This is a genomic window from Marinobacterium profundum, assembly GCF_001528745.1.
Taxonomy (GTDB): domain Bacteria; phylum Pseudomonadota; class Gammaproteobacteria; order Pseudomonadales; family Balneatricaceae; genus Marinobacterium_A; species Marinobacterium_A profundum.
The window spans coordinates 61,341-75,243 of sequence record NZ_BCNS01000128.1 but is presented as its reverse complement, the minus strand read 5'-3'; the positions used below and the strand labels follow the sequence as shown (position 1 = coordinate 75,243).

General features: G+C 53.2%; 15 protein-coding genes and 2 pseudogenes. 8 read left to right on the top strand and 9 right to left on the bottom strand.

The annotated features are described in order from the left end of the window. Positions 1-531: 531 nt before the first annotated feature. The 4 genes and pseudogenes from MPRO_RS26655 to MPRO_RS14645 all read right to left on the bottom strand — a co-directional run. Positions 532-747, bottom strand: a pseudogene (locus MPRO_RS26655) (glyceraldehyde 3-phosphate dehydrogenase NAD-binding domain-containing protein); the annotation flags it as partial. Between the two features lie 201 nt (positions 748-948). After that, complete coding sequence (locus tag MPRO_RS14650; RefSeq protein WP_067294103.1) at positions 949-1,398, bottom strand: hypothetical protein; 450 nt, start codon at positions 1,396-1,398, stop codon at positions 949-951. Positions 1,399-1,421: 23 nt separating this feature from the next. Further along, positions 1,422-1,748 (bottom strand): hypothetical protein, encoded by a 327-nt coding sequence (locus MPRO_RS25855; RefSeq protein ID WP_158651829.1) that lies wholly within the window; start codon positions 1,746-1,748, stop codon positions 1,422-1,424. A 224-nt stretch (positions 1,749-1,972) separates the two neighbouring features. Continuing rightward, positions 1,973-2,506, bottom strand: a complete 534-nt coding sequence (locus tag MPRO_RS14645; protein ID WP_067294100.1) for a VspR family transcription factor — start codon at positions 2,504-2,506, stop codon at positions 1,973-1,975. A gap of 129 nt (positions 2,507-2,635) precedes the next feature. Here MPRO_RS14645 and MPRO_RS25120 point away from each other — a divergent pair, with 129 nt between their 5' ends. From MPRO_RS25120 to MPRO_RS14625, 5 genes are all read left to right on the top strand, one after another. Then, the gene (locus tag MPRO_RS25120; protein ID WP_082708806.1) at positions 2,636-2,842 is read left to right on the top strand and encodes a helix-turn-helix domain-containing protein; all 207 of its coding nucleotides are present in this window, start codon (positions 2,636-2,638) and stop codon (positions 2,840-2,842) included. 209 nt (positions 2,843-3,051) lie between these two features. Next, entirely contained in the window at positions 3,052-3,285 is a 234-nt protein-coding gene (locus MPRO_RS14640) for a hypothetical protein (RefSeq protein ID WP_067294098.1), read from the top strand. 48 nt (positions 3,286-3,333) lie between these two features. Beyond that, positions 3,334-3,960, top strand: coding sequence for a tyrosine-type recombinase/integrase (locus MPRO_RS14635; RefSeq protein ID WP_067294095.1), 627 nt, complete (start codon positions 3,334-3,336; stop codon positions 3,958-3,960). Positions 3,961-4,169: 209 nt separating this feature from the next. Then, entirely contained in the window at positions 4,170-4,460 is a 291-nt protein-coding gene (locus MPRO_RS14630; protein ID WP_067294092.1) for a type II toxin-antitoxin system RelE/ParE family toxin, read from the top strand. Between the two features lie 11 nt (positions 4,461-4,471). After that, the gene (locus tag MPRO_RS14625; RefSeq protein ID WP_067294088.1) at positions 4,472-4,789 is read left to right on the top strand and encodes a HigA family addiction module antitoxin; all 318 of its coding nucleotides are present in this window, start codon (positions 4,472-4,474) and stop codon (positions 4,787-4,789) included. 51 nt (positions 4,790-4,840) lie between these two features. Here the strand turns inward: MPRO_RS14625 and MPRO_RS26365 are convergent. Next, a pseudogene (locus tag MPRO_RS26365) lies at positions 4,841-5,155 on the bottom strand (YkvA family protein); the annotation flags it as partial. Positions 5,156-5,478: 323 nt separating this feature from the next. Between MPRO_RS26365 and MPRO_RS14615 the strand changes: the two are divergent. Together MPRO_RS14615 and MPRO_RS14610 are read left to right on the top strand one after the other, a co-directional pair. Then, entirely contained in the window at positions 5,479-6,786 is a 1,308-nt protein-coding gene (locus MPRO_RS14615; protein WP_067294082.1) for a HEPN/Toprim-associated domain-containing protein, read from the top strand. A 398-nt stretch (positions 6,787-7,184) separates the two neighbouring features. Further along, the gene (locus MPRO_RS14610) at positions 7,185-7,784 is read left to right on the top strand and encodes a recombinase family protein (RefSeq protein ID WP_067294080.1); all 600 of its coding nucleotides are present in this window, start codon (positions 7,185-7,187) and stop codon (positions 7,782-7,784) included. 94 nt (positions 7,785-7,878) lie between these two features. On the opposite strand, the gene MPRO_RS14605 is transcribed toward MPRO_RS14610, so the two are convergent. Together MPRO_RS14605 and MPRO_RS14600 are read right to left on the bottom strand one after the other, a co-directional pair. Beyond that, a complete protein-coding gene (locus MPRO_RS14605) occupies positions 7,879-8,946 on the bottom strand; it encodes a UvrD-helicase domain-containing protein (protein WP_067294077.1) in 1,068 nt (355 codons plus the stop codon). Next, the gene (locus MPRO_RS14600) at positions 8,939-10,543 is read right to left on the bottom strand and encodes an ATP-dependent nuclease (RefSeq protein WP_067294075.1); all 1,605 of its coding nucleotides are present in this window, start codon (positions 10,541-10,543) and stop codon (positions 8,939-8,941) included. The genes MPRO_RS14605 and MPRO_RS14600 overlap by 8 nt, the downstream gene beginning before the upstream one ends. A gap of 405 nt (positions 10,544-10,948) precedes the next feature. On the opposite strand from MPRO_RS14600, the gene MPRO_RS14595 reads away from it, so the two are divergent. After that, a complete protein-coding gene (locus tag MPRO_RS14595) occupies positions 10,949-12,502 on the top strand; it encodes a hypothetical protein (protein ID WP_067294073.1) in 1,554 nt (517 codons plus the stop codon). A gap of 405 nt (positions 12,503-12,907) precedes the next feature. Here the strand turns inward: MPRO_RS14595 and MPRO_RS14590 are convergent, their stop codons facing one another. Next, complete coding sequence (locus MPRO_RS14590) at positions 12,908-13,426, bottom strand: GNAT family N-acetyltransferase (protein ID WP_067294070.1); 519 nt, start codon at positions 13,424-13,426, stop codon at positions 12,908-12,910. Then, complete coding sequence (locus tag MPRO_RS26570; protein ID WP_158651828.1) at positions 13,404-13,694, bottom strand: type II toxin-antitoxin system TacA family antitoxin; 291 nt, start codon at positions 13,692-13,694, stop codon at positions 13,404-13,406. The genes MPRO_RS14590 and MPRO_RS26570 overlap by 23 nt, the downstream gene beginning before the upstream one ends. Positions 13,695-13,903: the final 209 nt, after the last annotated feature.

Genomic DNA, 13,903 nt, shown 5'->3' with positions numbered 1-13,903 from the left:
TTTTCGTTCACTGAATCACGACCTAAATTACCTCTCGAACGGTACGGTTGCCGTTCGTGTGATGGTTGTGACAGAGGAACCGCCGTTACTGATCCTCGACAGCATTGGCAATCCGCACTACCCGGCGAACGCAATGTGGCAGCGTTACCTGCGTACAGGAAAATTACCATGTTAGGTCTATCAAAATTAGCGGAAACCTTAGTTTTTCCGGCTATCTGACTGCTAACAATATCTGTTCGGAATAGGGCGTGAAACTGCTACGATATCTCGTAGATAAGTCTTGTTACTAAAAATATATAAGGGGTTTTTCTCGTTTTTTAATCTTGAAAAAATCAAGACCGAGTGACCGACTATGTCTTACTTCAAACTGCGTTCTCCGTAAGACTTCGCGGCCAAGGGGTAAACCCCTTGGATCCCCTTTATTGGTGGCAATACAAGCTTGGTTGCCTGTCCATTAACACCGGGGTGACTATGATTTACCCAGTATATATTCGTGTCAATCTCCGTCTGCTTGAGAAGCATGTTCCGGTCATTGATCACCAGGCGGTCTCCATCGACCAGCACGGTACCGTCAAAGCGGCCGTGCACCGAGTCGAAACGGGTCAGGTGCGCATTGATTGTGGCGTCCCCGAGATCGTTGATCGCCACCACCTGAATGCGGTTGCGGTAACCGGACTCGTAAAGAGCAAGTAGAGTATTGCGACCGATACGGCCGTAACCGCTGATCGCGACTCGAACGACTGCCATGGCTGGACTCCTGTTGCTTACCCGCGGGACGGGTGCGTCGATGTTGTTTATGAACCGGGGGCTTGCAAATAAGCTGCATGTTTCTGTTTTCAATTCAGGGGGGCGCAATGAGTAAGGGCGACACCATTGCCGCTGACCGCCGTCTCACGGAGCCAAGGCCAAATACGTCGCCAAGAGTCCTTTCTCGAGCGGGATTTTGGATTAAGACGGCAGGGCGGCTTGTATCGGGGTATCGTCCAGTTTCACCGGCATGGGGAATTCATCACCTGAACAGGTAATCTGTGTGTCGGGCACGATGCCTTTTAGCCGCCCAATGACCTTCTCGATCTCGACGCAGGGACCGTTGAGATTGAACACCTGCGATCCCGTGCCATCGTGCGAAACCGCGGCAATAAAGGCAGGAGCTGCCTCGCCTGCGTAAAGCCAGCTAAACTTACCGCGGCAGGGTATGTCGTCGCCCCTGAAAAACTTACAACCCATTGATTGGTAACTGGCTATACTGTGGTTCGACGGTGTGAAACCCTTCGTTTTCACGCCTGAAAGCCCAAAAAGTTTCAGAATCGTCGAACTATGAAGCCTAAAAAGAAGATCCACAAACCGCAGAGTGACTTGTTCAAACCGCGCTTGGAAGACATCGTCAATCTGGCCCATCCGCTGCTGCGTCTGACATCGACCTAATCTTTTACTGGCGTAACAGGACGGTAATACTTGGTACACTCATCAGGACTGAAGCCCTGTGAAAGCATTTCAGTCGCTTTAAGGGGAAGATAATATTCAGCCCCTGACCCGAGTACGCGATAAATACTATTTGCCGTATGCACAAGTGCTGATTGGTCGTCATCACCCGCCACTATTTCGCGCACTGGCGACGTCCTCACGTATTGGCCCGGTTCGTCCACCGGGGTTCCCCAAACAATGATTACTACCGTGTGACCATCAGCGTTACACAGATGTACAAGTTTCCAATTTTTTAAAGTACACTTTATTTCAACACTGCTCATCGCTGTCTCCAGACTCCATATGCCCAAAAAATACTTGGGGCTATTTTCATAAAAGGGCTCACTAAAACCTACAATTCTGCATACGGTTCATTCGTATAAAGAAATCACTCGTTCTCTGAAGCTTCCAATGAATTCAACTTCAAAGTCATTAGTTGGTTTTCAGGCTGCATGAGTTCGGAAGTATTAGTGAATCTCAACGTACTCTTCCTGCCATTGCCTGATTTTCACGGTGAAGCCCATTCCATCAGAACGCTCTCAATTGTTTTTAACTGGCCGAGCCGTTTGGTGCTGCGCTCTCTAGCGAGATGATAGCGAGGTTCCAATTTTGATCTAAGGGCGGGATAGTCTTTAGATTCTCCGGTGCACGCAATGAGGTCGACCTGATACTGCTTGGAACGTGCTCTTACCTGCTCAAGGACTTGATCCTGAGTACCCATCAAGTGCTCGTTGCTTCCAACCACCTCGTTGGATACTAGTTTTCCGTTTATGCGGAAAGAGGTTTGGTCGAAAGCCTTGGTCTTGAGGTAGGTGGTAAGTCTCGAATTGGGCGCGTTTTTCTTGCGAAGAAGTCCCTGCGTTACCAGGCGACGAAGCTGACCGTAGAGCCACGTCCGCACCTTCTTGCGGTCTATATCTCGTCCTAGTTCGGCCATCTCCATGTATGCATCTCTCAGCTCAATAACCGTGCCGCAATTGACATCCTGGCGGGCAAGAATCTGGTGGAGGTTTGGATCAAGTTTTACTGCTACCGCAGCCATGGAGCCTCTCTTTCAAGTTTGCAGTTGGATTGAGCGCTTCGAACTGCTCCATCTCAAGAAATGAGGATTATAGTCCGTGGTATTTTAGACCGCAACTTTAGATAGTGCCTGCCTCAGATGAGGCAATGCATGAACAATCTACTAATTCAATTTGGAATGAATGTGCGCTCTCGGCGCAAGCTACTTGGCATATCACAGGAAAGACTCGCGCTTTTGGCAGGCCTGGATCGAAGCTACATGGGACGTGTCGAACGTGGAGAAGTGAACTTGACTATCGAGAAGCTGTACCTGATTGCAAGGGTATTAGACTGCCATCCGAGAGATCTGCTGCCGTGACTTCAGCCGGCGGCAGTTGAGGTCCTCAATACCCTATAGTGATTCACGGCGCCCGCTCCGACGGGCACCATCAGACCCCAAAAGCCCCGACAGGGGCGTTTTTTGGACTTCTTTTGAATCAAAATATATATATCTTGATTCAAAGAGCGTCGTAGGCCCTTGCCATGCTCGGTGAGGCCGATTGCAATGAACGGAAAGAGGAGTGAGCGATGAAGGACTTTCGAAAGGAACGCCTCGGCGTCGCTAACGCCGCCCGCCTGCTCGGCGTGAGTGTTAATGAGCTTAAAGACGCCATCCGGAATGAGGGGCGCTTGAGAGGCGTCATCATGCCCAAGCCCATACTATGTGGGGTCGGAGCTGTACATTATCAATTTTACGCGGGTGACATCATGGATTGCGCTGCGCAGTTGAAAATGAAAACACCAAGGGCAACGCCCAATTGATCCAATCGAGCCTGAGCTATTACACCACATTGCAGGATACGCGGAAGCATGCGCGAAATTGCCCCTGAAATGCGGCTCTACAGCCCTGACGGTGACCGGCTCTACCTGACGGCTGCGGAGCGAAAGGCGTTCATTGCCGCGGCGGGTGCGGAGTCCCCCGAGGATCGCCTGTTTTGCTATGTCCTGCACGATACCGGGTGCAGGCCCTCGGAGGCGCTGGCATTGACCGCTGATCGAGTGCGCGTGGACACCGCCTCTATCACCTTCCGGTCCCTGAAAAAGCGCGCTACGGACCGCCAGGGACGCACCAAGCAGCCACAGTACCGAGCCGTGCCGGTACCGGAGCGTTTGATCGATCAGCTGGACCTGGTTTTCGACGTGTGCCGAGTGCAGGGCACCGCCGCCGGCGGCGCCCGCTTGTGGTCTATGAGCCGCCCGACCGCCTACCGGCTGATAAAGCGGGTCATGGATCGGGCCGGGATCGAGGGCAAGCAGGCGACGGGGAAAGGGCTGCGGCACGGGTACGGCGTCGCGATGGTGACGGCCGCCCGACCATTGCCGATTCATGTGTTGGCTAAAGCAATGGGGCACAGCTCGACCAAGACAACGGAAATCTATCTGCAGGTGATCGGGCAAGAGGAGCGCGAGCTGTTTGCCGGTGCCTGGGGAGAGTGATCAGCAATGTGCAGGGTTGAAGAACTGCGGTGATGAGAGGTGGTCTGGAGCAGATCTGGCCTGCTCACATGCACGGTTCTTAGAAGGCCTGTGGCAGGCAGCAGTCACAGCCGATCCGTTTCGTGAGCTAACCCTTATTATGAGGAATTCCGACTGGGTAGGCGGTAGAAATTCGCTTGTAACGTGAGTCGATACAGGATACATTTAGGATGATCAAAACGTTCAGGGATAAATGGCTGGATGAGTATTACTTCGGCGGCGAGAAGTCGGCCGAAATCCCTAGCACAATCGCAGGAGCTCTCAAGCGAAAGCTCGATATCATCCATGTCGCTGCGGGCGAACAGGATTTGAGAGTACCGCCTGGTAACAGGTTCGAGCACTTGCAGGGCAACCTGAAAGGCTGGTGCTCGATCCGGGTGAACAAGCAATACCGCCTGATATTTCAGTGGGACGCTGGTGAGGCTAACGGGGTTTACCTGGATCCCCATACGTATAAGTGAGAGGTGAGATTATGGCTGAAGCACTGAAAATTCCTGCCCATCAGCCCACTACTGTGGGCGTTATGCTCAGGGAAGAATTTCTGGAGCCCCTTGGAATCACTCAGGGAGAGCTGGCTAAAGCAATGGGCGTAGGCCGGAAAACGGTCAATGAGCTATGCGGCGGACGGCGAGGCGTAACGGCAGAGACGGCCTTTCTGTTGGCCAAGGTTCTGGGTACCACGCCAGAGTTCTGGCTCAACCTTCAATTGATAAATGACATGTGGCTGGCACAGCATAGTGAGGTTTTAGCGGGAAAGCTGGAGCATGCGCGGGCCCTGGTCGCCGCCTGATTACTCGGCGGGGAGACGGTAGGCGGCGACCAAGAGGGCGGCGCAACCGATCCAAATAGCAATGACGGCACCCGCAGCGAAACGGCTGGCAGGACGATTGGTTGACGCGGCAGCAGCCTCCCGATGTTCATTCATCACATCGGGCGGAATAAGTCGAACCACCATCAGAATGCCGAGTGGCACGATAATGAGATCATCGAGATAGCCCAGCACTGGGATGAAGTCTGGGATCAAGTCGATAGGCGAGACGGCATACGCGGCCACAGTCAGTGCGAGCGCCTTGGCAAACCATGGTGTACGTGGATCGCGGGCGGCCAACCAGACTGCATGCACATCGCGTTTGATGGTGCGCGCCCATTTCTTCGCGGATTTGATCACAAAATTCCTTAGAGCGTCACGGGTGGTGTTAGATAGTATCAAATTATCACGGGATAAGCTGACGCTCCTTCGTAATGGACTTAAATCCGGCTGTCCCGTTGAACTATACCCTAACCTGATGTCAGGTAAGCGCTCGTCAATCCGTCAGGATAGAGTGCTATTCTCCATTGATTGACACTTGCCTTAGAGGGTCATGGATTTCAACCTGACAGATTCATCCTTGGAGGCGTCGTGAAGGGATATCGTATCGGCTATATCCGGGTTAGTAGCTTCGAGTAGAATAGCCATCTAATACGGACAGGGGGAGATGCGTGGGAACGGAGATTACGCTCGATGTGGCCGGTGTGTCGGTCACGTACAGCAAGAACCACCGCGGAATCGATCACGGATCGATTTTTCAGGAACTAGATCGAAAGGCGATCAAGAGCAACCAACTCGACTACGATTGGCATATAGAGGGGGACGAGGGCACCACACTTTCCGAGATGGTGTTCACGCGGCCGCTTAAGCAAGTCGTTCCGCGCCTCGAACTCTTGGGCTTCAATCTGGAGCGCGTCCGCCGTGAATATGACACTGTCGCAGACGGCTGGCTAGAGGAAAGGCAGTCTCTTCAGGATGATGACGACCCCATTCTCGACCTGATGTCTTTTTCGGAGTTCTGCGCTTTCGCTACCGCTCACCCGGTCAACAGTCTCAACGATACCTTTATTTGGGACTCGGACGATGCAAGCGAAGAGAAAATCAGAGGGCGATTCGGCGGGATACAGCTTGAGCGTATTCCCGGCTACCAATCCTTTGATATCCAGGCCTATTCGGAGCTAAGCTTTTTCGGTCAGTTAGTAAATATCCTTCACCCGTATTCCGTCCTGCGTCTCTTGGCGGAGTCGAGCGCGAACGAGGATGCTCCCATTGTTTGGCAATATGGTCCGTTGGTGCAGGCAGGGTGGGCTACGGAGCGGCAGTTCGTGCCTTACGCCAAGCGGACTGAGACGTTCTTGATCGCGACCGAGGGCAGCTCGGACGTTCACATCTTAAAGCATGCGCTCGCACTGTTGCGGCCAGGAATCGCAGATTTCTTCCGATTCATTGACGTGAGCGAAAGCCATCCGTTTTCGGGTACAGGTAGCCTAGTGAAGTTCGCGGAAGGGCTCGCTAAGATAGACGTCCACAATCAAGTCGTTTTCGTATTCGACAATGACGCCGAGGGTCTCGATGCCCATCAGCGTCTTTCCGCGCTCACGCTTCCTGGGAATATGCGCGAGATCATGCTGCCTGAGCTTGAGGATTTTCGCGCGTTTCCGTCGCAAGGCCCAGAGGGGCTCGGCACCTCGGACATTAACCAGCGCGGGGCAGCGATTGAGTGCTATCTCGATCTTGATGTCGGCCATCATCCGCCGGCTAAGGTGCTTTGGACCAACTACAAAAAGAACCTCGGTACCTATCAGGGGGCGTTGGAACACAAGGATTTCTACAGCAAGGAGTTCTTGAAACAAACGTCAGAAACCTTGGCCGCGGGTACATATGATGTTCGCAAGATCGAGTCAGTTCTAGATCTGCTTGTTGCCGAATGTACAGCAATTGCTGCCGGCAAATGGAAATCAACCAACGACGTCGACTGATGTCATTTTCACAAGAAGAAGACAGCAGCATCAATTGACTGGATGTAGCGCACTTTATGCAGACGCGGATCCTGACAGCTCGGTATCAGCAGTCATTCAACTATGCTCAAAACTCCTGTGCACGAAAGTGAGATCAGGGCATGTGTCTTTTCAGAGGGTGGCTGCACCCTGAAACCACTGGTGCGCACAAAGCTACCAACCAGCAGTCCTGTGCACCAGCTTCGACGATTCTTCAAACATCGTTGCACGGTGGGCGGTATCTCGAACACCTTGATGTGTACGTATATGATCGGTTACGGACACCTATCGAACCGCCTGTACGTAAGTAAGCCTCCCGCTATTTCGGACATGGCATATAATAAGTACTCCCATTTCGTACAGGTCGATGGCTTCAGACAATGTCACGCTCCTTCATCTATGCCCGCGTCAGCACGGCTGACCAGAATACCGACAACCAGGTTCGAGAGATTGAAGCCGCAGGCTTCTCAGTCAATCAGCGGCGCATCGTGACCGAAAGCATCAGCGGAAGCATCGCAGCCACTGAGCGTCCGCAGTTTGTCCGATTGCTTGACCGGCTGGAGCCCGGTGATGTGCTTATCGTGACCAAGTTGGACCGGCTCGGTCGCAATGCCATGGATGTCCGCGCAACGGTTGAGCGATTGGCCGCCGATAGTGTCCGCGTCCACTGCCTGGCGCTCGGCGGGGTCGATCTGACCAGCGCCGCCGGAAAGATGACCATGAGCGTGTTGAGTGCGGTGGCTGAGTTTGAACGCGACTTGCTGATCGAGCGAACCCAGGCAGGCATTGCGCGTGTGCGCGCGGATGGTAAGGCGCTGGGCCGCCCGCCAGCGTTGACCAAGGTGCAGCAGGCCGAAGCCATGCAACGCCTTGCGGCTGGCGAATCGGTTGCGCAGGTGGCGCGTGACTACGGCACCACCCGGCAGTCCATCATGCGAGTGCGGGACAAACTGGGCAGAGGCAGTGCAGGCGACTCCTGATAAATGGTGCAGTCGTCTTCTGAAATTGACATCCGAGTAGTGCAATCGGTTTCTGATATTCCGTGCAGTCGACTTCTGAAAACGACAACCGGAATCAGGGAGACCAGTATCGCAGGTGAGACTTCCCTGGCAGGTCAAGCACGATTGCAAGGCTTTGCTTGGCGCGGGTGACTGCAACGTAAAACGCCGCAGCGGCTGTCGACTCCAAAGGCCTTCCATTCTTGATGAAGTTTTCTATGTTTTTGGTAGGAGCAATTAGCACACGCTCAAAGGTGGCGCCCTTCACCCCTTTGAAATTCTGGAAGGGAAGATCCAGATTTTTTGCCGAGCTTATGCTGTTCCTTAAGCATTGGGGGCTGTACTTGGCCATGTACTCATAGACATGCTCGGAGCGCACCAGGTACACACCGTCGTGCCCAGTCTCATCATTGTTCTCTGAGGTGGTCTCAGGAAAGGCCCATCTCGCATCAAAAATGCTGTCTGAAAAGGTCGCAATCTCTTCCCTGCACCGATAAGTAATCGTTGTATAGGTGATGTTTAGGCAGCCTTCTGCCTCGCGCTCCAAGAACCATTCCAACGAAGCGGCGTAACCAAATTGCTTGTTCTTGCGCCCTCTGGGATTCGTGGAGAGGACGGCCTGACGCACGTCACCAACCAACCGTACCTCAATGTTGGAATGCAGTAGCGCCTGTAAGATCTCCCAATCGTAGCTAGCAAGATCCTGAACCTCGTCGATGAGAATTTCGTCGTAGATGCATTCCAAGCGGTTCAGCAGCGCCGGGGTGGCCTCCATTAGTTCAAAAGCCAGCCTACCTAGCTCGCAGCTATAAATTCTGTTGTCGGCAGTCATGAACCTGCTTTTGCCTCGCGCATACCTGCTTGGACGTCCTTCAAATTCGAAGCCCCCGACTCGCTCACCAGGGAATTTGAAGCGCAGGAATGGCTGTGCAAAATGCCTGAGCAGAAACGTGTACCACCCCATGACCTCCACCCCAGTGGCATGTCCGGCCTGAGTAGCTAACCGAGCCTTCACCTCCTGCTGGTTCGTTTGGGTGAACGTTAGCAGCGCAACCTTACGTTCTGAGGGCATTGCTTTACAGTGATTCACTAGACCTTGAGTCTTACGACCGCCAGCCACTGCCAATGTAAGGAAGTTAGGCATTCTGGATAAACTCTGCAGCTGCTCTCATATACCCTGGCGGCGTCAAAGCCTTATCTGACTCGGCAATCCGTATCGCGCCTTCGGTCTTCTCGCGCGTCATCCAGGTATCCAAACTAGCTCTCGCGGCGATTCCCAGTACCTCCCTTAGATGCTCCTCTCCGTTCGCTTTGACCAACTGAGGTTCAAGGGTATAACCATCAGCCACAGCGCCGATAAAAAGCTCCCGCTTCTTGCCGTCCAGCCACTGCTCAACAGTCTCCCTCAGCTCCGTGGGCTCGATTCCATCGTTGTCTCGCATCACCGCTACCGGCTTATCGATCGCCTGGCATAGCTCCAAGCAGCGTGCGAGAGCAAGCCCACGCATGCTGACGACATCAATCCCAGCCTCCATTGGCCCATGTCCGTATCGATCCACAAACACTCGCTCGAAGATGATTTCATCGGAAGGTCCTTCAACCAGCACCACCTTTCTGGCCAGAACCAAGCGCAAGGTGTCGTATCCAGGCAGTCGCTGGAAGTAACGGACAGTTTCTGGAGACAGATCGGTAATTTTCGACACTTGGTTACGGCTCAGCAGATGTAAGGCATCCAGGCCAAGTCGGTTCAACACGTAGGTACTGTGAGTCGAGATGAAGAGCTGCTGCTCATCCGAGGCAAGCGACTCAATACGGTCCAGCAAAATCCTCAGACTGGTATGGGAAAGGTGGTTCTCGGGCTCCTCGATCATCACGATCTTCACGTTGTCCGCATGCCGTTTCATAGCGAGTGAGATCTTGATCGCAGCCTGCTGGCCAAGCCCTGCCATCGCAAATGGCACACGATCTACGTGAGGAGTAATGGCGCTATCCCATGATGTTCTGGAGGTCTGATCCATAGCCAGAGCCATGGGCTCGGCTTGCAGCGCAGCCCCTAGCTCCGCGATACGAGCGTTGACCGGCGCAAGCGCCCCCTCAGTCATCGATGCTTTGATCTTTCGGTAGTCCTGCGATATTGCCGCCTTCTCAGGGGCCTCTAGATGATCGCTCAGGATCTGCCGCAAATGGTAGTCCACGCCGGTTGTGGACTTGACTGTACGGGAATCAATTGTGGCAACAGACAGGACCCTCGGGCGCTTCATCAACTGACAGTCTGCGAACGAGCGCCACTCGTACGTGTAGTACTCCACGGGCAATAGATCGCTTGGGGCCTTCAACCATTCGTCCAACATGTCCTGGTATTCTTCATTCGGGAAAATCCGTAGGAACACACCTGGGCAGGCATTAGTGGGTACATCGGCGTTAACCGCGCCACACAGTACCTGTAGCTCAGGATCATTACGCAGGTACAGCTCAATTAGAATTTCGGGGAAGGATGGCTTTCCGCCCGCATTCCGGGCGGAAAGGAATTGCTCCACCAACTCGGAGTTGAACCAGTGCGGGTTCAGCTCCTCCATCACGCCTCGGCCGCCGATTCGCCCGTTAAGCGCCAGTGACACAGCCTCCATCAAGGTAGATTTACCGGCGTCGTTATCACCTATCAGGATGTTCTTCTTTGGGTGGGGGCAGAGCGTGAAGTCCTTGTATATCCGGTACCCACGAATACGGATCTTGGTGATCATGATCAACAGTCCTTTGATGATTTGAGTGAAGCCTGACTAACCCAGGCTACTGAGCGTCGACAAGGCGTGTTCTACACCAACTGCCGATAAGAGCTAGTACGTTAATCCGACCCCATCAGCTTGTCTGCTTGCTTCTGAAGGTTGCAAGCAACAGACGGACCTCTGCACGATACTACCCCAAAAGTGGGGTTCTAGCGTATGGTCGGACAGTCTGGTGGAGTGATCAATAAAGCCGTGAAATATTCCACATAAAAGTAGACTGTGACATAGAGTCATTTTAAGCGAAGAATATTTCTTATAAGTCTTTGTTTTTAAAATGGTTGTTTTATATAGTCAAAAAACTACTAATGATCACGAAGTGTATTATTATAAATAGCGCTATGTGACACATCCGAAGATAGGCGCATGATAGAAGAAGCACTTTCCTGGTCCGAGCTTGGACCATGCTTGAGCAGCAAGCTGGCCGAGTACCTCACCCAGAAACATGGGATTACCCCTGCTGCTGCCCGTCAAAAAATCAGCCGTGCTGGACCTGCCGTCAAAAAGCTGGCCCACCTCCCGTTTGCGCGGCGGGTGCGCTTTATGTACCTCCAGCAGGATTACGCTTCCCCTCGGTACTGGCATAACCTCTTTCAAGCGATCTATGACACCAACGGACCATATGCTCGGGCACTAGGGGCTGTAGAGGCCAGAAGGGTTGTGCCTCTAGCCGACTTTGACAGTGCTTGTGGCTCGCCAATTGCTCAGAAGAAGCACTTGGGAGCTCGCACGGTACTACAGCGTATGATGCAGGCAGACATCCTGGTGACTGAAAGCTTACCCGGACTTGGTCCGTGCGTTATGACTAAGAAGCTATTTGAAGCCTACCAACAAAGCGCAGGCATCCAGGAGCCTGCGTTAGCCCGTGCTCGTCTCATAGCGGAGCGGGCATTACTCGACAGCATCAAGGAATGGTTGCGGCGACTGGGTATGGCCAGCTTTGACCGCATCAAGCTCCGCGGTGATGAAGGTCCTCCCCCCCAGGTAGGAACCTTTACCTGGGATTTATCAGCCCCCTGCTACTTGGCTCCTCTTCTCTCATGGCACAGGGATCAAAGCACTCCAAGCCCTGGCTTTGTTGTCTGTGATGTATTACTCAATAGCCCGGTTAAACTCCACCACATAGAACCGTTCGTCCATAAGGTAAAAACTCTCCAGTCCATCAAAACGATGAAGCGAGTGTTTTTCATCTTTGTAGCCGACCGTTACAGCCGCGAAGCATTTCGAGCCTTGAGAGAAGTCGGCGTGATCCCAGGAACCCCAGAATCTCTTTTCGGCAAAGAGATAGCCGAAGCCTTCAAAGAGCTTGTTGGGGCGTTGACTAAGGCGGCAATGGGATCGCTAAACCCGGAAAAATTCGATGATATGTTTAGCCGCCTTAGCAAGCTGGAGGGGGCAATGGGCAATATGCGCGGAGCCTTCTTCGAACTGTTGGTTGCACATATCGTCAGAAGAGATTCACCGGGACAGCCCGTACTCAACAAGGTCTGCAAAGGACTCAATGACGAAGAAGCTGAAGTTGACGTATTCCTGCTGCAAGAGGGCAACAGTCCCCGAATGATTGAGTGTAAAGGCATGGGCCCTGGCACTCAGGTCAGTGATGATGAGATAGGAAAGTGGTTGACGGTAAGAATAAACCGCGTCCGTCAGCACTTGGAGCGTATCGAAGCCGTAACGCCGAACGGCCCCAAACCACGCTTCGAGCTATGGACCAGCGGCGTTCTATCACACAATGCGCAGTGCCGGATCGACAGGACTCGAGAAGCTAATAAGGCGAAATTTGAGCTGATCATCATGGGACCGGACGAGATACGGGAGGTGGTGAAGTCCGACAAGGCGCTACTGAGAACCCTAGAGCATCACTTCCTGCCGCAGAACCGTAAGATCGAGGCGGAGTCTGATTGGCTAGGGAACCTATAATTAAGTCGTCTTTTTCACCGTGCAGTCGAGGGGGAAATGGGGAATTCCGGGGAGAGTATACCGATCTCCGAAGGTAGCCCGGCGTGCTAGCGTTTTGTGGTGTCATCGTTGCATAAAGAGACCAATGAGTCGTTGTAAGGAAAAGCTATCGCCTGGAGGCCGGGCTTCTACGAGTTGTGCCAATTGCCGCAGTTTCGGATCTTGTTTGCGCTTCAGAGTGTCCACTTTTGCCGTTAGCGACTGTCTCGGTCGCATGCGCCAGACGGTGACTAGTGATGGCAGTTGCGAGATTGCGCGCTGGCAAATGCGCTCTCGAAAACGGTCGTTTGTGAGAACACTTTGTCCGGTGCAATAGAAGGGAAGCAAGGCGGCTGAAATGTTGAACACGCGCCAGCCGCTTACCGCTCAGCTCATTGCTTCGGTGACTTCCACGCACTTTGAAACTGGCATGAACAGCCGTGTGATGCCATCATCCATCTCGATTTCGTCAAAGCCGTAACTCAAATAGAAACCGGCGGCGCCGTCCTTGGGGTCGACTACCAATCCAATTACAGGTGGCAGCCGGGGGTCGGCTGAGAGGTACGCAGTATCTCGCATCGCCGCCAGTAGCAGTTGCTCACCGATCCGCTTACCTTGGTGGGACTGATCAACGGCCATACGGCCCAGGAGGAGAGCTGGCGCCCCTTGCTTGGGATATTTTTCGAGCCCATGAAGTGTAGTATTGGCTATTGAGTAATAGCCAATCACTGTTCCCGGATCGTCGGGTGACACCAGCACCTTGGTTCGTGACAAGTTGCGCTTTGCGGCAGAGACTGCCTGGGTGCAAAGCCACTTGTTGAGGTGTTCGACGCCGCAGTCGAACGCCTCTCGATTGTGGACAGCCTTGTTCAGTGGCTGTAGTTCAAGTGGAGTAGAAACCGCCATGTTCTTTGAGTCTCCGTGCTGCGTTTCGCAGCTTTGAATTAATCGGAGACGGATTTTCCAGTGCTTGCATGATCTGCTCTTGCCCTCGTGCAGACAGCGTGAACTCTTCGTGAGCTGAGATCACAGCTCTGGCACGCTGGATTACGCACTCGCGCAAGAAATCGGATACCGAAACCCCGGAAATATCCGCCGCATCTTGTACTAGCTCAATCACTTCAGTAGAGGCCCTGGTTACGAGTCTCTGAGAGGCGTGTTGTGTAGTAGCCATGACAAAATCACCTATACCTCTGTCGTGTATGTTGCCGGACGGCGAAACAGGCCGTCGGTGCGTAGACAGGGCTACCTTAACTACCGGCCCTATCCGTGTGACAGAATGGCATACATTGTTTTCGTGGTCAAATATGTGTGCCAAATTGGCATACATCAGGCTCAGGTGGGCGGGCGGTGGTTCGGTCGTTGGATAGTAGAGGTGAGAGT